The sequence below is a fragment of the Bacillus cereus group sp. BfR-BA-01441 genome, assembly GCF_022663075.1.
Classification (GTDB): domain Bacteria; phylum Bacillota; class Bacilli; order Bacillales; family Bacillaceae_G; genus Bacillus_A; species Bacillus_A cereus.
Window position 1 is genome coordinate 25,558 of record NZ_JAKUEU010000042.1, and the last position, 21,928, is coordinate 47,485.

The following is a 21,928-nucleotide window of genomic DNA, read 5'->3' on the forward strand; positions in this document are numbered from 1 at the left end:
TACTTTCAATAAAAACAAAAGACGACATTAAATAAGTCGTCTTTTTTCTTTAAAACATCTATAAAAATTTTATTTTTTCTCCTGATTTTCTACTTTTTCAATTTTAGTATTGAATCCACTTTTAAATCCGTCCCAAAAATCACAGCCACCTAATGAAAACACAAATACACATAATAGACCTATCATAATACCCTTTTTGTAGTTCATTCTATAACATCCTCCATAAATACAAATCAATATCGTAATTATAATATGTAAATTAAGAATATCTACAAAAACAATCTTAAATTTACCTTAAATAATCAAACTGTTATTATCATTTTTTGAATGTAAACTTTTTATTTCATACATATACTGATTTTTTCACTTATTCATTTTGCATTGTACTTAAAAAATCGATAAATTCATCTTCATTTACAGGTTTACTGTAGTAATACCCCTGAATTAGATAACATGCATTACGCTGTAACACTGTTAATTGTTCTTTCGTTTCTACCCCTTCTGCGATCACTTTCATATTTAAAGTATGTGCTAGTGAAATAATGGTTTGTATAATTTCATTTCCATCCGTAGAAGTCCCGATCCTATTAACAAATTCTCTTGGAATTTTCAAAGTATCAATTGGATACAAAGGAAGATATGCTAATGAAGAATATCCTGTACCAAAATCATCAATTGATAAATGTACACCATATGATTTTAATGCTTTTAACTTCGATAAGGTTTCTTTTTCATCTACCATCGCTATTCTCTCTGTTAATTCCAAATCAATCGAACTAGCAGGTACCCCTACTTCTTCTATGGTAGATATGATTGTTTGAACAAAACCTTTCTGTTCAAACTCTATAGCTGATAAGTTTATCCCCATCTTTAGATTTGCATAGCCCGCTGAATGCCATTCTTTCAGTTGTCGACACGCTTCCTGTAACGTCCATTGCCCAATTGAAATAATCTGCGACGTTTCTTCTGCGATAGGTATAAACTCAAAAGGTGAAATCATCCCTAGCTCTGGATGTTGCCAACGTATTAAAGCCTCTGCACCAATAACCATCCCCGTCTTACTGTCAACTTGTGGTTGATATAATAAAAACAACTCATTATTTTCTAATGCATTCGGTAAATCCTGTTCTAATCGCAATCGTCTTGTTATTTTTTTTGATAATGTCTCGTCATACATGCAAACAGCATTATTACCTTTTTCTTTTGCACTATACATAGCGATATCAGCGTGTTGTAAAAGTGTAGTAGTATTTATTCCTCCAAACGGATACACTGCTATTCCTATACTAAGAGTTAAGTAAAAACTATGTTGATTAACTACAAATGGTTCTTCAGTTATACGAAATAGAGTTTCACATAAATCCAATAACTGTTGCTCTGTTCGGTTATGGACAATGATCGCAAACTCATCACCACCTATTCTTGCTAGAGGAATAGTCGATAACAGACATATCCTAAAACGTTTGGCCACTTCTTTTAAAACCTTGTCACCAATCGAATGGCCCAGTGTATCATTAATAGTCTTAAAGCGGTTTAAATCAATATACAGGAGCCCAAACTTATCCTGTGATTTTTGTGCATGCTTAATGGATCTATCTAATTCTTGTTGGAAGAATGTTCGATTTCCAATCTCCGTTATCGTATCATGGAATGCTAGATAATTTATCTCATCCTGTTGCTGTTTCATCCTCGTTATGTCTTTTACCATTACATAACTTCCAAAAGTTTGTCCTTCTATCATAATAGGAACAATAGTGACATACCAAAAATGTATGTCCTTCTCATTGTTATTTTTTACACGTAACTGTAACGAAGACGAACTACATCGTTTCCCCTTCTTTATAGCCGCCTCCAATTCAGATTTATCTTCATCTAAAAAAATAGAGAAACACTCTTTCCCTATTAATGCAGCACTGTCTTCTCCTAATAACGTACTTCCAGACTGGTTTATATTTAATACAATACCGTTTGGATCAATCGTTAAAATAGGATCCGGATGATACTCATATAATGACTTAAATCTCTCTTGATTTTTTACCAAATCATTAGATTTGTTTATTAAATCCCTTGTTCTTTGAGATACTGTTTGTTCTAATTGATTATTAAACACTTTTAAGGTCTCGGTTAAATCTTTGTTTTGCATTCGTACAATTGTATGACGAATCAGTACAAATACAAAAGCAATACAATTCCCCGTAATCAATGTAGCCGAAGATGTTTGCTCTTTCAAAGTAAAACCAATTAAGACTGCAACTGCAAGATAAGGGAATATGACAAGGAGTTTCTTTCCAAATATCGGGTTTATAATAAAATAATTTCTTTTAGAAGAAGCATCCTTTGGGATTGTAGCAGCAATAGCGATACATAATAGGAAAACTCTATACAAGCACCTTAATAATATAACTGAACGGTCTGACAAATCATCTTGTAAGTAGAAATACAAGTAGTCCGTAATAGCCAATCCAGTTAATACTAGGATAAAAATAAACAATTTACTTTTTGCATTGAAAATAGCGGGTCGAAAGATTAGGGTAACTCCAAGCAATAGAAGCAATAAATCTATAATCGGAAAAATAAATGAGAGAAAAACATCTCCAATTGATAAGAATAAGATATTTGCAGTAGGTTTATTAAATAAATACCACTCTAATGTAAAAATAGCAGTAACAACAATACATAAATCACAAAGTAAATATGCTTTCTCCCATTTATTACATTCCATCATGATTTTATAAAAGAACGCAAAGAGAAAGAAAAATAAGAAAAACAGTAGGAACACATCAGAAATATTAAAATTTTGTATTGGTAATTCTACATTAAGTACTTGAAAAGCGGATATGAAATTCCCTATCAAAAAGCACCCTATTGCAATAGTAATGCAAACCCAGAATACTCCTAACTTAATTTTTTTGGATAATATAGAATACAGTAATGAGATAAATACAGTAGTTTCAACGACTAAAGATGATAATCGGATATTAAAATCTGATACGAAATAATGATTCGGAAAAACAAATAAAAATATAAAGCAAAAGCTTATATAAGTTATTAAAGCCAATATCAATACATAAAATTGCACATATACATGTTTACGCAATGGACTCACCTTCTAGATTTTTTCTATACTTTTATTAAAAAATGGCTTAATGGTAGCACAAGTCCTACTAATTAAAATGTGTGCTACCTATTATCCATATTATGACCTTTTTAAAAGATTTCTTTCTACATACAACAATCTTATTAACTTTTTGTGGATGTTTACAGTTTTCAATACTGAGGATTCCAAAAAGGATCAGTTGAAAAATGTAGTTTTTTTAAGTATTTGCACATCGTAAATTTGGATGGTACAACTTATCTACTCTTTAAATATGAGATAGAATTTAATCCTCTATTGAATTATAGTTAGTTGCTAACTGTCACACTTAAAAAGGAATGAAAATATACTATCATTAACAAAGAAGTTCGAATTAGTTCACGAAACAAACTGTAACTATTATAGTTACAACTTAGATTGATGTCAATTTCAAATTACAGATTTTCCAAACAGGAAAGCCCACTACGGTGCGATAACGCCCACTTTAGGGGTGGGATAAGAGTGGGCTCAAATGCGGTGTACAAATAAAACACCGAAGGTACGTTCTGTACATCAAGAATTTGAAATGGTATCATTTTCATAATAGACAAGTAAAAGTCTCTAAAACAACCTTGTTCTCTGAAAACAGAATACATAGGAGGTTGGAGTAACAAATTCTTCTACTCCGTAAAATGTATTGAGTCGTCAAGCACAAGACGCTAAAACACATTTGAGAACTCACAATCTGACTCGTTTGGTAATAAAACGAGTCAGATTGTGGCTTTAGCAGTGGGAGTGTCAATACATTGTTTGGGACAAATTTTAATTTAAACCATATATTATCTATATTTATTAAACCTTTTCTGTTTTTGGAAAAGAGATACCAAAAACTGTTTTATTCCATGGACTACTTTCAACCCATATCCTGCCCTGGTTTTTTTCTACTAATGATTTAGCAATAGCAAGCCCTAATCCGCTACCTCCATTAATAGAATTTCTTGATTGGTCACCACGATACATTCGTTCAAATACATGATCTAAATCATGTTCCGCGATTCCCTGTCCTTTATCCCAAACAAGCAATTGGAATTCCTGATTTGATTCCATGAGTTCTATCCCAAGTACTTTTCCTTCTTTCCCATATATAATAGCATTTTTTATTAGGTTATCTATAATTCTTATAATACTTAGATAATCAGCCGTGATAAAACATTTTGTTTTTGGTAAACTAAGCTTTAACTCCAAATTATTCTTCTTGATTTCAGGCAAATACTCAATTAATACTTCTCTGGTAATTTCAGTTAACTCTAGAGATTCAGGATTTATTAAAACTTCATCTGCATCTAGCTTTGCCATATTAAATATTTCATTGATTAATTGCTTTAAGTTGCTGGATTTTTTTGAAATAATTTCAAGATACTCTTTTTTTTCTTCTCGAGAAACAGCTATATCATCTTTTAAAGCATCAATATATCCTATAATAGATGTAAGAGGAGTTCTGATATCATGAGAAATACTTGATAAGAGCCTTTTTCTCGCATTTTGAGCTTTAATGGATTCGATTTGAACTCTCTCTAACTGTTCAATTAATTCATTCACAGAAAATATCATTTTATTAAATACATTATCTTCATTTACAATTAACCTTGTTGTTAAATTCCCTTTAATTACACGTTGTAACCCCTCAATCATTATTTTCAAACGATTAACGAAGTGAAACCTTATAAGTAAGAGAAAAGTCGTAAAGAAAAATAGTACTATGTACAAAACAAGTTTATTTATTCCTAATAGCTGATTATTTAAATCTGTAAAAAAAAGTCCTATAATACATAATAATTGAAGAATATTAAGTAAGATAATTTTATCGTTATACATTTTGGTCACCTACAAACTTATATCCTATTCCCCAAACTGTTTGTATTAATTGAGGATTAGAGGGATCCACTTCTATTTTTTTTCTAAGTTTTCGAATATGGACCATGACAGTATTATCATCTTCTAAATAGTTGTCCCCCCAAACATTACGGAACAACTGAGATTTTGTAAACACTTGCTCTGGATTTGAAGCAAAAAACCTTAGTAGTTCCATCTCTTTTGCAGTTAAAGGAATCTCTTCCCCCTCTTTGAAAACAGTATATTTTTTCAGATCAATTGAGATTTCTTTAAACTCTATACGTGTTTGTTCTCTATCCCCTGCTTCACTTCCTAAAACTAAAAATCTCCTCATAAGAGCTTTAACTCTAGCTACTACCTCATTTATACTAAAAGGTTTTGTAATATAATCATCTGCGCCCATACTTAAACCTAATATCTTATCAGTTTCATGATTTTTAGCAGTGAGCATTAGAATAGGAACATTCGTTTTTTCTCTTAATTTTCTGCAGACCTCAATCCCATCAATTTTTGGCATCATAAGATCTAATATAAACAGATCATATTTATTTTTATTAAATAACGAAAGAGCGTGCTCGCCATCTATAGCAACATCAACCTTATATAATTCTCGCTCCATATATTTTTTTAATAAATCTCTAATTTCTTTTTCATCATCCGCTATAAGAATTCTAATTTCTCGCAAAATAACACCTGCTTTCATAATTTCTATTATACATGTCCAAAATTATTACGCTTATTCTCTTTAATTTACAAGTCATGAAAATAAGAAAATTGGCATTTCTTTAAAGAAATGCCAATTCTCAAAAATTAAACTGTTTCAAACGCCAATATGTCGTTTATTATATTAGCATTCTTTTTAAGAATATCTAGCTTTGAATTTGATAACATTTCCATATGGGTTCCATAACCTTGAATTATCCTGAAATTCTTCGTTGTAGCATTCTCCCATAGTAAATTATTTTCATCTTCTTTTTCTTTTACTGATTTTATATAACTTATATTTCCATCAATACTGCCATTTGTTGTTGTACTCTGTACATACATATAAGACTTCATAATTAATTCTATCAAATAATCACTAGCTAATTTTTCTAAATCTTTATATTTTTTCAGATTGAATTTTTCATGAAGTTCTCTCCTACACTCTTCCTCTGTATAAAGATTCTGTTCTACAATCGTACGGTATTTTGAATCAATAAGAATAAGATTTTCTACTTCAAAACCTTGTCTATTCAATTCTTTTGCCACATCGAATGCAAGAATTCCACCAGCTGAATATCCCACTAATGTGTACGGTCCTTCTGATTGAATATCTTTTATTATTTTAACATATTGTGCAATTCTATTTTCAGATTTAATAAAATTAAAACTGTAAACCGAATATGACTCAATATGCTTTGCTAGCCCCATATATGCTATTCCTATTGAAGCAGCAGGTGGGAAACAAAATAGTTTTTTATTGGTGCTTGTTGAGCTACTAAGTTGAATACAATCCTCTGTATAATCCTTTAACATTTCTTTTGCACCTTCTAAGAACGCTGAAAAACTTCGGACTGTAGGTTTATCAAATACATCTTTAAACGGTACTCTAAAGTTTAATTCTGCAACTATCCTTGAAACAAATGTCATAACGTTTAAAGAGTTCGCTCCGATATCAAATAAATTAGTATTCATACCTATTTTTTTGATATTTAAAATTTCTTCCCATATGCTAACAATTTTTTCTTCTAAATCATTTCTTGGCGGTTCGTATTCTAATCCATATTTGACATTTCCATCTGGTGCTGGTAATGAATTTACATCTATTTTACCATTTGTTGTCAACGGTAATTCCTTAATCTGTGTAAAAAATGCCGGTATCATATAATTTGGAAGTTCTTTTGATAAATATTTTCTCATTTCTGTAACAGTAATTGCTTTTTCTTTATTCTCTAAAACAACATATGCACAAAGATACTGACTATTCTCACCGTCTAATCTTGCAACAACTTTTGTTTCTTTTATATTATCTAATTTTAGAATTTGATTCTCTATTTCTCCTAATTCAATTCTATAACCACGAATTTTTACTTGATGGTCAGTCCTGCCTATAAATTCGATATTTCCACTAGGCAACCATCTTGCAAGATCCCCTGTTCGATACATCTTTGCTCCAGGTACATATGGATTCGATATAAATTTTTCTGCTGTCAATTCAGGTCTATTTAAATAACCTGTAGCAACACCATCTCCACTTATATAAAGTTCTCCTTCTATTCCTACTGGTAATATCTTTTGATTATCATCCAATATATAAATTTGAACATTATCAATTGGTTTCCCAATAGGTACCGATATGTGTTTATCGTCATTAAGACTATATTTATAAATCATACAGCCAATTGTTGTTTCTGTTGGACCATACTCATTATAGATTTCAACATTATGATTGAAACTTTTTGAGATCTCTCTTGCTAACTCAGTCTTTAAATCTTCTCCACCCACTATTAATCGTTTTATACTTGAATTGCTGTTATCAATATCTCTTATCAACCTTAAATGGGATGGTGTCAATTTTACTATACCTACTCTATTATCCTTAAAGATTTGTCTTATAATTGGTTCATCCCCATCATTATTGTAAATAACTATTTTATTTCCAGAAATTAATGGTGTGAATAATGATGTAATTGTAAGGTCAAATGAGAAAGATGAATACAAGGCAAAATCTAAGGCCTCTCCTTTGACATATTCCTTATTTGCCCATGTTATATAATTGACTAGGCCTCGTTGCTTAAGCATGGTTCCTTTTGGCATACCTGTAGAACCCGAAGTATAAATCATATAAGCTAGGTTGTTAGTATTACTTGTTACTTTTATATTTTCAGTAGAATAATGATTATACTCTTCATCCAAAAATACTATTTCTTTGTTTAATCTCACTGCATCTTTACCTTTTGTAAGTATTATATTTGTTCCACTATCCTCTACTATATACTTAATTCGCTCTTCAGGATATTCAGGATCTATTGGTAAATATGCTGCTCCAGATTTTAAAATCCCCATAATTCCTATAATCATCTCTAGAGAACGTTCAAGCATGATACCTACAACTGTATCTGGTTGAACTCCTTTATTCTGGAGTATCCTAGCTATTTGGTTAGATTTTTCATTAAGTTCTTTATAAGTAAGTTGCTGCTTATCAAATACCACAGCTACCTTATTTGGAGTCCGTTCTACCTGTTCTTCAAATAGGCGATGAATTGTTTTTTCTTTTGGATACTCTGCCTTTGTTTCATTAAACTCATTCAAGAAATAATGCTTTTCTTCTTTTGAAAGGATTTCTAATTGACTCACATTTTTGTTTTCATCCTGCACAACTTGGTCCATAACATTTTTTAGATGATTTGCTATGTTCTGGATGAGTTTTTCTGAATAGAGATTTCCATCATATGATATTTTGAGAACAAGCTGTTCACCTGGAACGACAACTATTGTAAATCCATAGTTGGTTTGTTCAATCCCTTTAATATCCTTAAACACGAAACTACTCTTACGTTCTTCTTCCTGAAGTAAACGTTCATCAAGTGCATAATTCTCAAAAATCATTACATGATCAATTAAATCCCTTTTCAAATCACTAAGAGACTGTATATCTGAAAGATTCATATAGTTGTATGCTTGGCTTTCTATCGCTTGTTGCTGTACCTCTTTTAAAATACTTTTAAAGCTCTTCTGTTCTTTTATATTAATTCTCGTTGGAATTGCATTAATGAATAATCCAACCATTTTTTCAATTCCAGCTACTTTGGCATCTCTACCAGAAACGACAGAACCAAATACAACATCGTCTGTATGATTATATTTGGCTAAAATAATCCCCCATAAAGTTTGTAGCACAGTGTTTAACGTAACATTATTTTGATTAGCCAATTCAGTCATTTTTTTCGTAAATTCCCTTGAAAATTCAATGAGCGTCTCTTGTCCATGGTACTCTCTTGTACTATCAATTTTGAACGATGGAACTTTCGCAGGTTTTTGATATCCTGCTAAATATTGTTTCCAATATTGAATTCCCTCTTCTTTTTCCTGTTCTCCTAACCATCTAATATAATCACTATATGGCCTTGGCTCTTCTAAATTAGGATACTGTCCTACTTGTTTGTTTCCATAGATATGGAACAATTCTCCCAAAATAATACCTCTGCCCCATCCATCGAATAAGATGTGATGATTACTCCATATAATTGTATAAGCCTTATCATCAGTTTGAATAAGTTCCAGTCTAATTAAGACATCTTTACTAAAATCAAAACCTTTTTCTCGATCTTGTTCAATGTAGGTTGTTATACTTTCTTTTTGCTGATCTATTCCTTGCTGTCTAATATCTCGGTATCTAAAGCCAATCTTTCGACCTTTTACGATTACATTTTTTGGTTTTTCTGTAATTTCATATTCAATTGCTGTCCGAAGGATTTCATGTCTTTTCATAATATCGTTCAAGCTTTCCTCGAATAAGTTGACATCAATAAACCCTTTGACATCAATGACAAGTTGTTCAAAGTATGCACCTGATTGTGGATCTTCTAATGCATGGAATAGCATACCCTGCTGCATATTAGCTAATGGATAAATCTTTTCTATTTCTCCCCACCTATTTTTCGCCTTGATTTCCTCTAGTTGTTCGAAGCTTAATTCTTTGTCTCCGTAGTCAAATGGTGTTTTTTCAGCCTGTTCCTTAGAAATGCAATGATGGATTACATCACGAAGAGCAGCCTTGAAAGCTTCCGTAAACTCCACTACGACATCCTCTGCATATACTTTTGTATTATAAGTCGTATCAATAGTGAGCTTTCCATCTAAGACAATAGCATTCATTTCTATAGGTGTTTCTCTTGTATGTTTACCTCCAATCGACTCTCCTGCCGATATCCACGAAGAAGAAAAGATTGTATTATTGAGATCTGCATCCATTTGACCTAAGTAATTAAACAAAATAGGTGGCTGTTCAATACTCCATAAATCTGAATCTCCACTCAATTGTTTTAAAACCCCATAGCCTATTCCCTTATTCGGAATTCTTCTAAGAGACTCTTTCACTGTTTTAATAGTCATTGAAAGGTCCTTTTCATCTCCTAAATTGATGTATACAGGATATTTGGTTGTAAACCATCCAACTGTTCGGCTAATATCTACATTTTTTATAATCCGTTCTCTACCATGGCCCTCTAGACTAATCCTAATTTTATTTTCACCAGTTACTCTCCTTGTAGCTATTAAAAGAGCACTAATCAGTAAATCATTGATTTCAGTATGATATGCTTGATTTGTTTCTCTTAACAATCGGCTTGTTTCCTCTATGCCGAGAGCGGTACTAAAAGTATCACTATCCTCATATCGGAATAGTCCAACTTCCTCTTTTTTCTCTAAAAAGTTAACATTATCCTTTAATGTGTTCACCCAATATTGCTTTTCTCTAAGGATTTTTGCACTCTTAGCATACTCGTTGAGCTGAGTGGCATACTCTTTATAAGAAGTCGTTTTTGGATAAAACGCTATTGGTTCTCCTTTCATTAGCTGGCTGTATCCAAGTGCAAAATCTTCAAATAGGATTCTCCAAGAGATTCCATCCACCACAAGGTGATGAATAATAAGTAACAGATGGTCTCCAACATTCGTCTTAAACTGTGCTACATTTACAAGAGGCCCTTCTTGTATATCAATTTTCTTCTGTAATATTGTCGCAAGTTCTTGAATTTTCACATCTGGATTATCTTCTCTCGAAACGTCATAAACATAAAAACCAAATTGATTCTTTTCCACTTCTCGATTAAATTGAAGTACTTCATTATTCTCCTCTTTATAAATCATTCGTAAAGCGTCATGATGTACAAAAATTGCTTCCATAACTTCTTGTATCATTTCCTCACGGAATCCATCTTTCCTATACAACATAACTGCATGATTATAATGATTTATATCTTCTTTTCCATTCATAAAATACGCTTTTTGAATTGGAGTGAGCAACACATCTCCTGTTTCAATTTCATAAGAGCCTTCTTGTATTGTCTCAATATTGACATAGTTGCTTAAAAACTTGATTTCCGGATAGGTAAATAGATCTTTCATCTCTAACGTGATACCTTCTCGTGATAAACGTGAGATAATTTGTAAAGCTTTAATAGAATCTCCACCCGAAGCAAAAAAGTTATGGCTAATCCCAATTGGATTGACTCCTAATATATCTTCCCATACCTTCACAAGTTTTTCTTCTACCTGATTTCTTGGTTTTTCATAATCTACTCCCTTACTCACATCTGGCTCTGGTAAAGCTTTTTCGTTTACTTTTCCATTTGCCGTAAGTGGAATACGCTCCATCTGAACAAAATAAGATGGAATCATGTATTCAGGGATTTCTACTTTTAAGTACGCTCTTAATTCTTCAAATGATAGGTCCCTCTGGGACGTAATATATGCACATAGATATCTTCTTCCGTCCTGACCTTCTCGGTCAATCACGAATGCTTCTTTAATTTGTTCGTGTTTAACTAAATGACGCTTAATCTCTTCTGTTTCAATTCGATAACCTCTTATTTTCACTTGACCGTCAATCCTACCTGCAAGCTCAATTCTACCATCCGATAGTCTTCGAGCAAGATCCCCTGTCCGATACATTTTTTTATTTGGTTCAAACGGATTTTGAACAAATTTTTCTTCTGTCAAATCTGCTCTGTTTAAATATCCACTTGCTACGCCATCTCCTGATAAGCATAATTCACCATAAACACCTTCCGGGACAAGTTTCATTTGTTGATCCACTACGTAAGCCTTCATATTCTGAATTGGTCTTCCAATCACAGGGCATTCTTTGAAAGCTGCCATTGTATCATATTCAATAACTTGATATACCGAACCAATTGTCGCCTCTGTAGGTCCATAGTGATTCATTACCGCATGATTTGGGTAATGTGTATAGAATGTTTCAACATCTATTGGATTGATTTTCTCTCCACCTAACACGACTAATCTCAAAGTTTTACAGCTCTGATTATTTGAGAAACTCGGATCATTCACCAAGACACTAAAGAGAGACGGTGTTAATTTCAAATAAGAAATCCCTTGTTCTTCTATATACTGTAATGCCTTCTGAGCATTAGTATATACTTCTTTTGTAACGAGATGCAGTTCACATCCATTTAAAAGTGATGAATATAGACTTGTATAGCCCAAGTCAAATGCATAGGAAGATACTAACATTGCCTTATCTGTTTCTTTTAGATTCGCTTCCTTTGTAAACCAAGTCATGTAGTTTACAACGTTGTTGTGCTGAACACATACACCTTTAGGTGTACCAGTCGAACCTGATGTATAGATGATATACGCATTATGATTCCATTTATAATTGACTAATAAATTTGATGTATCCCTCTCTTTTATAGAATCATCTTCCATGGAGACTATTTCTCCATTAAATTGGAGAGTTTCTTTCCTTTCTCCTTTTACTATCAATAGGCTAGCATTACTATCCTTTAAAATGACATTCGTTCTTTTATCCAGTTGTTCAGGATCTATTGGTAAGTAAGTCGCTCCTGCTTTTAATACGGCCATAATTCCAATAATCATTTCAAGAGATTCTTCCACTAACATACCTACTGTTATCCCTGGCTTTGCTCCTTTTTCTTGAAGCAACCTTGCCATTTGATTCGCTCTTTCATTCAGTTCCAGATACGTAAGTTTCTGATTTTTAAATACCACGGCTACATGGTGAGGTGTTCGTTTCACCTGTTCCTCAAATAATTGTGAAATTGTTTTATCTTTCGGATAATCAGCTTTTGTATCTTTATCATCCTGCAATAGCATCTGCGCTTCTTCTTCTGAAAGCAACATAATATCCTGAATGCTTTGTTCTGGCTTCTCAATAATTTCTTTAAAAACCTGGATTAAATGTTTAGCTAATCTTTCTACAGTTTCCTTCTTAAATAATTTAGTTCTGTAATTTAATACACATTTGATACTACGCTCTTCTTCAACAGCGGTAAATGTTAAATCAAATTTAGAAACATGCGCCTTCATTTGATATGGTGAGAAAGTTAAACCTTGTATTTCAAAATCATCATAGTCAAAGTTTTGTAAGACGAGCATTGTATCAAACAAAGCACTTCTGCTCATATCTCTCTTTAAATCTAATTTTTCAACTAATTCATCAAATGGATAATCCTGATTTTCATAGGCTTTTAAAGCATTCTCTTTAACTTCTTTTAAATAATCTTGGAATGAAACGTCTCGTTTTGGATAATTTCTCATCGCAAGAGTATTAACAAAAATACCCATAATCTGTTTCAAATCATCATGAGGTCTTCCTGCGATTGGAGATCCCACTACGATTTCCTCTTGCCCCGTATATTTTGAAAGCAGTGTTGTGTATCCCGCTAACAGAAGCATATACAGCGTCACACCATGTTCCTTCGCCATCTTCTTAAGGTTAACATATATGTCACTATCGATTTCAAAATGTACAAGGTCACCTTCTGTACTTTGAATTGGTGGTCTTTTATAATCTGTCGGCATATTTAGTACTGGTACTTCTTCTTTAAATACATGCATCCAATACTCTTCTTGTTTTTTCATTTCTTCTTGAGTAAACAATTCTCTTTGCCATACAGAATAATCTTTATATTGAATGCTTAATGGAGATAATTCTTTCCCGTTGTATAACTCAGCTAATTCCTGTGTAAAGATCCCCATTGATACACCATCTGATATGATATGATGCATATCTAATACAATCACGTGCTCATCATCTGTAACATGTATGATTTCAACCCGTAAAAGAGGAGCCTTCTCTAAATCAAACGGTTTAACAAATCCATTGATCATATCATCTAGCTTATTGGTACCCATTTCTCTATACGTCACTTGGAAATCTATGTCTTTTTCAATCTTTTGAACTGGTTCACCATCTACCATTACAAAAGAAGTTCTTAAAGCTTCATGTCTTTCTATTAATTTATGGAAAGCCTTCTCAAGTTGCTGAACATCCAAATCACCTTTTATCTTCATGGCGAACGGTATATTGTAAGATACTCCGCTACCCTCTATTTTGTTTAAAATATAGAGTCTTTTTTGTGCAGATGAAAGTGGATAATAATCTTGTTCTTCTACTTTTTTGATGGATGCATATACACTTTCTTTTGTAGAGTCAATAAATTCTCCAATCCCTTTTATAGTAGGTGTTTGGAAGATTTGTCGTAAAGGTATCTCCACCATAAGTTCCTTATGGATTTTAGAAACCATCGTAGTTGCTTTAAGAGAATGACCTCCTATTTCAAAAAAGTGCTGGTTGATACCGATTTTTTCTACTCCTAAAATTTCCTGCCAAATGGATACAAGTCTTTCTTCGACTTCATTCCTTGGTGCCTCATACTCTACTCCCACAACTGCACTTTCATCAGGTTCTGGTAAGGCCTTTCGGTCCACTTTTCCATTTGCTGTAAGTGGTAGTTTATCCAACTGAACGAAAAACGCAGGAATCATATACTCTGGAAGCTCTTGCGCCAAATCCTTCCGAATTTCTTGTAATTTGGATTCTTTCTTACGTGTTTCAGACGTAAAATAAGCACATAAATATGGTTGACCATTATTATCCTCTCTTGCGATGATAACGGCTTCTTTAATCTCTTTCTGTTTCAAAAGTTGATTCTCTACCTCACCAAGTTCAATCCTGAAACCTCGAATTTTCACTTGATGGTCAATTCTACCTAAAAATTCGATATTCCCATTAGGCAATAACCTTGCAAGATCTCCTGTCCGGTACATCCTTTCCCCTGGAATGAATGGATTTGGAACAAACTTCTCCGCTGTAAGCTCTGGTCTGTTTAAATAACCACGTGCCAAACCTTCCCCACTTACACAAAGTTCACCTGCAACTCCTAATGGCACTAAATTATTTTCTATATCAAGGATATAAACCCTATTATTACTTATTGGTTTACCAATAAGTACCTTCTGATCTTCCTGTTTTAATTCACATATTGTAGAACAAACACTATTTTCTGTTGGACCATATTCATTAAACAATTTTACGTGAGGCATTTTCTGAAAATGTTTTGTAATTAAATTTTCATTAAAACCTTCACCTGCAATTGTCACAAATCTCAAATCTACTAAAGGCTTATCAATAGTGTTTAATAGATTATTATAATAACTTGGAACAGCTAACAAATTAGTTACTTTATTATTTTGAATAATATTTATAAATTTACTGAAATTCATTCTTATATCTTCTATTAAAATTAATTTACCTCCAGAAAGCAAAGTAGTAAAAATATCTTCAACAGAGCTGTCAAAAGAGAAAGAAGGCATCTGTAACGTAATATCACTTTCACTATATTGATATGATTCTATTCTCCAACATAACGTATTGAGAATAGATTTATGATTCACCATAACACCCTTTGGTTTTCCAGTTGAACCTGAAGTGTATATTATATAAGCCATGTCAGAGGACTTATTTAGACTAGGCAAGTTTTCTGTAAATCTATCCTTAATCTTTTGTACATTTATATCAATACAAGTTAAATCATAATCTACATGTTTATTTTCTTGTTTTAACAATATTTCTATACCACTGTCTTCTAACATATATCTTCTTCTATCCTCTGGATACTCAGGATCAATTGGAAGGTATGCTCCCCCAGCTTTTAATATCGCCATCATACCAACTATCATTTCAATCGAACGTTCAACCATAATACCAACCACAGTATTAGATTTCACACCTTTTTCTCTTAGCAGAGCAGCGACTTGATTAGATTTTTCGTTAAGTTCCCAATAAGTCAATTGTTTATTTTCAAACACAACTGCAATATTTTCAGGTGTCCTTTCTACCTGTTCTTGGAACAATTGATGGATCGTCTTCTCTTTTGGATAATCTACTTTTGTATCATTAAATTCATACAATAAAGTTGTTCTTTCTTCTTCTGAAATTATGTCTATTTCATTTATTTTCTTATTCTCATCTGCAATCACTTGTTCAGTTACTTTTTTAATGTGCATTTCAATATTATCTATTATTTTGTCATCATAAATATTGCCATCATAAGTTAAAACTAAATTTAACTTCTCACCTGGAGTTGCAGCAATACTAAAACTATAATTGCTCTGCTCTTCTGCATGTATATCTTCTACCTCAAAACCTATATCCATTTTTTCATTTCCGGCAATACGTTTATCAACAGCATAGTTCTCAAACACAATTATATGATCAATAAGATCATTCTTTAATTTACTCATTGCTTGAACTTCAGCTAAATTCATATAGTTATAATTATTGCTAGCTATAGCTTCACTCTGTACAACCGTTAAAACCTCTTTAAACTTCTGATTCTTTCCAAGGTTTATTCTAGTTGGAATGGCATTAATAAATAAACCAATCATCTTTTCAATTCCGTCTACTGGTGCTTCCCTTCCCGATACAATAGTTCCAAATACTACTTCGTCTGTATTGTTATACTTCGCCAAAATAATACCCCAAATACTCTGGAATACTGTATTAAAGGTTACGCTATTCCTATTAGCAAGCTGTGTAATCTTATTTGTTAGTTCGTTCGAAAATTCAATTACTTTTTCTCTTCTTAAATACTCACTATTATTCTTAGTAATCTGTAATTTTGGTATTTGCGCTTTCTCTTCATAACCATCTAAATATTGCTCCCAATAACTTTTACCTTCTTCTTTATCTTGCTCTTCCAGCCATTTTATATAATCGCTATAAGGTTTCGTTTCTTCTAACTCATATTCTTCACCATTTATTAATTTTCCATATACAGTGAATAACTCACCTAATACGATTCCAAGACACCAACCATCCAATAAAATATGATGATGACTCCATACCAATTTATATAAGTTTTCATCTGTTCTAATCAAACATACTCTCATTAAAGTATCTTTACTTAAGTTAAATCCCTTTTCTGTATCTTCTTCTCTATAATTTTTTATGAATAACTCTTTTTCTATAGTTCCTCTTTCACTTATATCGCAATATTGAAAACCTATTTCTCTATCCGCTATTATTATTTGTCTAGGCTCCTCAACTATTTCATATTCAAATGATGCTCTTAGTATTTCGTATCTTTGCATGATTTTATTAAAACTTGTTTTTAATATCTCTACATCAACGTATCCTGTTATATCCATGACAGTTTGTTCAAAATATGCTTTTGAATTTTTGTTTTCCAAAGCATGGAACAGCATTCCCTTTTGCATATTTGCTAACGGGTAAATCTTTTCAATTTCGAAATCTTTATACTTCTCTTTAATATCCTTAAGTTCACTTAGAGTTAATTTAGTATCCCCATAGTCATAAGGCGTCTTTTCCACCTCTATTTGACTAACACAATGATCAATTATAGTTTCAAGACTTTCTTTAAACTTATCATTTAATTTCCTGATTGTTAGTTCATCAAACTCTAGCTCATTAAAGGTAGTATTTATAACCAATTCATTATTAATAATTATCGAATTGATTTCTATCGAATTATTTCTTGAAATCTTTCCTCCAATTGTTTCCCCATAAGAAAATTTTGATTCAGAAAATTCATTTCTGTTAACATCATTATCCATTTCACCTAAATAGTTAAATGAAATTGGTGCTTTTTGTTCATTTAATAGATACTTCTCTTTTGATAAATATTTTAGTATACCAAATCCGATTCCCTTGTTAGGAATTTTCCTTAAAATTTCTTTTACCATTTTTATATTAGTAGCAAGATCGGTCTCATTGCCTAAATCTATAAGTACTGGATACATAGTTGTAAACCAACCTACAGTCCTACTAATATCTATATTTTCTAAGATATCTTCTCTTCCATGTCCCTCCATATTTATTTTTATACAATTTTCACTTGTTATCTCTCTAGCGCCTAATAATAAGGAAGTTAACAATATATCATTTATTTCTGTATTGTATGCTCTATTGGATTTTCTTAATAAACTTATAGTCTTTTCCTTATTTAAAGAAATACTAACTGTTTTACTATTTTCGAATGTGTCACTTTTGAGCTCTTTTTTTCTAGGTATAAATGCAACCTCAGTATTTGCTATCTCTTGCCAATACTCTTTTTCCTTTAATAATTTATTGCTACTAGCATACTCCCTCAGCTTAGAGGAAAATTCTTTAAAGGATTCAGTTTTGAATCCAACATCTAACTTCTCACCTCTTAAATCCTGAGAATATAGAGTTTCAAAATCTTCTAATATTATTCTCCATGATACTCCATCTACTACAAGATGATGAATGGTAATAAGCAGATGATCACCTTGATTCGTTTTAAATAGACAAAGATTAACGAGTTTACCATTTTTGATGGAAGATTTCTTTTGGATATTTGTCGCTAATTCATATATTTTCTCTTCCTTATTCTCTACTCTCTCAACATCATGAACGTATAAATCAAAGAGGTTATCCTTATAGCCTCTATTATACTGAATGATCTCTCCATCATTTTCTCTATAAATCATTCTAAGGGCATCATGCTGCTCTAATATCTTATTAAAGACTCTCTCTATTCTCTTTTGATCAAACCCATCTTCCCTAAACAGCATAAATGATTGATTAAAATGATCTAGTTCTTCTTTATTTTTCTCAAAATACCATTTTTGAATTGGAGATAATATTACTTCTCCTGTAACTATTTCATTAGGTTTTAACCGTTTGTTTTGCTTTTTTACATACTTACTAAGATCTTTAATTTTAGGGTTTGCAAATAGATCTTTCACTTCTAATTTAAGATTTATTCTAGACAACCTGGATACAATTTGCAGAGCCTTAATAGAATCTCCACCTGATACAAAGAAATGATGATTTATCCCTATATCCTCTATGCCTAGGATATCCCTCCAAATCTCAACAAGATGTGTTTCAACTTCATTTCTTGGTGCCTCATATTCTACCCCTGATTGACTACTTCTATCTGGTTCTGGAAGTGCTTTTCGATCCACTTTATCGTTTGATGTAAGTGGTAACTGGTCAAGTTGAACAAAATAAGAGGGAATCATGTAATCAGGAAGTTCCTTTTCTAAAAATTCTCTTATCTTGGCTGAAGATATTGCTTTTTCAGACACAATATAAGCACTTATATACGTATGATTTTTCTTATCCTCTTTTGCTACTACTACGACCTCTTTTATATCTTGATGTTTTAACAACTTGCTCTCTATTTCACCAAGTTCTATTCTATACCCACGTATTTTTACTTGATGGTCAATTCTTCCTATGAATTCAACATTTCCATCAGGCATCCATCTTACAAGATCACCTGTACGATACATTTTTTCCCCACTGACGAAAGGATTTTCCACAAATTTCTCGGCAGTTAAGACTTGATTATTTAAATAACCTCTTGCCAATCCAACTCCAGATATACATAACTCTCCTGTTACTCCAATTGGACAAAGCTGATTATACTTATTTACTATATAAACTTTAGTATTATACACCGGTTTTCCAATTGGAATATTATCATCATTTTTATTCATTAAGAAACTTGTAGTTACTACTGTATTTTCGGTTGGACCGTAGGCATTTACAAGCTGATAGCGGGTATTCTTATTTAAAATTAACTTTTCGCCACCGGATACTAACATTCTTAAAGAATGATTATCTTGTAATATAAATTGTTCACTTACCTTAGATGGGAATGTTGCAACTGTTATGTCTTTACTATTCATATATTCATTTAATTTATCTAGATCAAGCCTAATATCTTTACCTAAAACGTGCAAAGTAGCTCCGGTGATTAAACAAGGGAAAATTTCTCCAATAGATGCATCAAATGAGACTTTCAAATAGTTTGTAATTCGATCTCTTTCTGTTATTTTATGAAAATCTACATACCAATTACATAAATTGACTAAGGAATGATGTTCCACTAACACCCCTTTTGGTAAACCAGTGGAACCAGACGTATAAATGACATAGGCTAAATCATTTCTATTATTACGCCTTTCCATATTAATTTGCTCTTGATTTTTTATTGTTTCATCATTAATTGAGATTTTAGTTATACATTCATTATTGATAAAATGAAGTTTATCGTATAAATGAGTCTGCGTTAATACGAACTTTGTGTTACTATCTTCTACCATATATTTAATTCGCTCTTCAGGATATTCAGGGTCTATTGGTAAATACGCTGCCCCTGATTTTAATATCCCCATGATACCGACAATCATATCTAAAGAACGTTCCACCATAATTCCTACAATCATTTCTGGATGAACACCCTTATCACAAAGTACTCTAGCTACTTGATTGGATTTTTCATTGAGCTCCTTATAAGTAACTTGTTGCCCCTCAAATTCTACGGCAACCTTGTTTGGAGTTCTCTCTACCTGCTCCTCAAATAATTGATAAATGGTTTTATTCTTTGGATAATCCATATAAGTTTCATTAAATTCATTCAAAAGAATGTACTTTTCTTCTCCCGAAAGCATATCTATTTGACCTAAACAAACTTCCTGATTATTAGTAATTTCTCTTAAAATACTAACAAAGTGCTCTGATATTTTAGCTATTGTCTCTTTCTTAAACAATTTTGTACAATATTCTAAATCAAATTTTATAATGTTATTAGTTTCTACTGCTGATAATGTCAAATCAAAATTTGCTATATTAAGTTCACTATCATATGTTTCAAAACTTAACCCTTTAATCTCTTCATTAGAGGTATCTAAGTTTTGTAGCACAAACATCGTATCAAATAATGCACTTCTACTCATATCTCTTTGTAAGTCCAGCTTTTCAACCAGTTCATCCAAAGGATAATCTTGATTTTCATAAGCCTTTAATGCATTTTCTTTTACTTCTCTTAAATAATTACGAAATGTTTTATCTTCATTTGGATAATTTCTCATCGCAAGGGTATTCACAAACATTCCGACAATATTTTCAAAATCATGATGGCTTCTTCCTGCAATTGGAGATCCTACCACAATATCATCTTGACCCGTATATCTTGAAAGTAAAGTTGTATATCCAGCTAACAGAAGCATATACATGGTAACCCCATTTTCTTTTGCAATTCTATTAAGCTTCTTTGTCAACTCACTATCTATTTCAAAACTTCTTCGGGCCCCTTCAACACTTTGTGTCGGCGGCCTTTTATAATCTGTTGGCATATTTAAAATAGGTACTTCTTCTTTAAAAACATTTATCCAATATTCTTCTTGCTTCTTCATTTCCTCTTGAGTAAACAAGTCTTTTTGCCATACTGCATAATCTTTATACTGTAGGTCCAATGGGGATAACTCTTTCCCTTCATACAGTTTACAGAGCTCTCTATTTAAAATGTTCATTGAAACTCCATCTGAAATGATATGGTGCATATCTAGGACCATCACGTGCTCATCATCTGTGACATGTATAATTTCAACCCGTAAAAGAGGAGCTTTCTCCAAATCAAACGGTTTAACAAATCCATTAATCATATCATCTAGCTTATTGGTACCCATTTCTCTATACGTCACTTGGAAATCTATCTCTTTTTCAATCTTTTGAACTGGTTCACCATCTACCATTACGAAAGAAGTTCTTAAGGCCTCATGTCTTTCGATTAGTTTATAGAATGCATTCTCAAGCTGATGAACATCCAAATCACCTTTTATTTTCATAGCGAAAGGCATATTATAAGATACTCCGCTACCCTCTATTTTGTTTAAAATGTAGAGTCTTCTTTGGGCAGATGAGAGCGGATAATAATCCTGTTCTTCTACTTTTGTGATCGATGCATATACCCTTTCTTTCGTAGAGTCAATATATTCTCCAATTCCTTTTATAGTAGGTGTTTTGAATATTTGTCGTAAAGGTAGCTCCACCATAAGTTCCTTATGGATTCTAGAAACCATCGTAGTCGCTTTCAGTGAATGGCCTCCAATTTCAAAAAAGTTGTGTTGAATTCCTATGTTTTCTATATCTAAAAT

The 21,928-nt window shown here is 32.2% G+C and carries 5 protein-coding genes; all 5 read right to left on the bottom strand.

Annotated features, from left to right (window positions below; all coding sequences use genetic code 11):
• Positions 1 to 69: 69 nt before the first annotated feature.
• Positions 70 to 207, bottom strand: coding sequence for a hypothetical protein (locus tag MR107_RS17850; RefSeq protein WP_166695583.1), 138 nt, complete (start codon positions 205 to 207; stop codon positions 70 to 72).
• Between the two features lie 160 nt (positions 208 to 367).
• Positions 368 to 3,097 carry a sensor domain-containing protein gene (locus tag MR107_RS17855; protein WP_242292573.1) on the bottom strand — a complete coding sequence of 910 codons (2,730 nt, stop codon included), beginning with the start codon at positions 3,095 to 3,097 and terminating at the stop codon, positions 368 to 370.
• 828 nt (positions 3,098 to 3,925) lie between these two features.
• Entirely contained in the window at positions 3,926 to 4,948 is a 1,023-nt protein-coding gene (locus MR107_RS17860; protein WP_166696144.1) for a sensor histidine kinase, read from the bottom strand.
• Complete coding sequence (locus tag MR107_RS17865; RefSeq protein WP_088322311.1) at positions 4,941 to 5,651, bottom strand: response regulator transcription factor; 711 nt, start codon at positions 5,649 to 5,651, stop codon at positions 4,941 to 4,943. The genes MR107_RS17860 and MR107_RS17865 overlap by 8 nt, the downstream gene beginning before the upstream one ends.
• A gap of 125 nt (positions 5,652 to 5,776) precedes the next feature.
• A partial coding sequence (locus MR107_RS17870) for a non-ribosomal peptide synthetase (RefSeq protein WP_242292574.1) occupies positions 5,777 to 21,928 on the bottom strand: 16,152 nt, incomplete at its 5' end.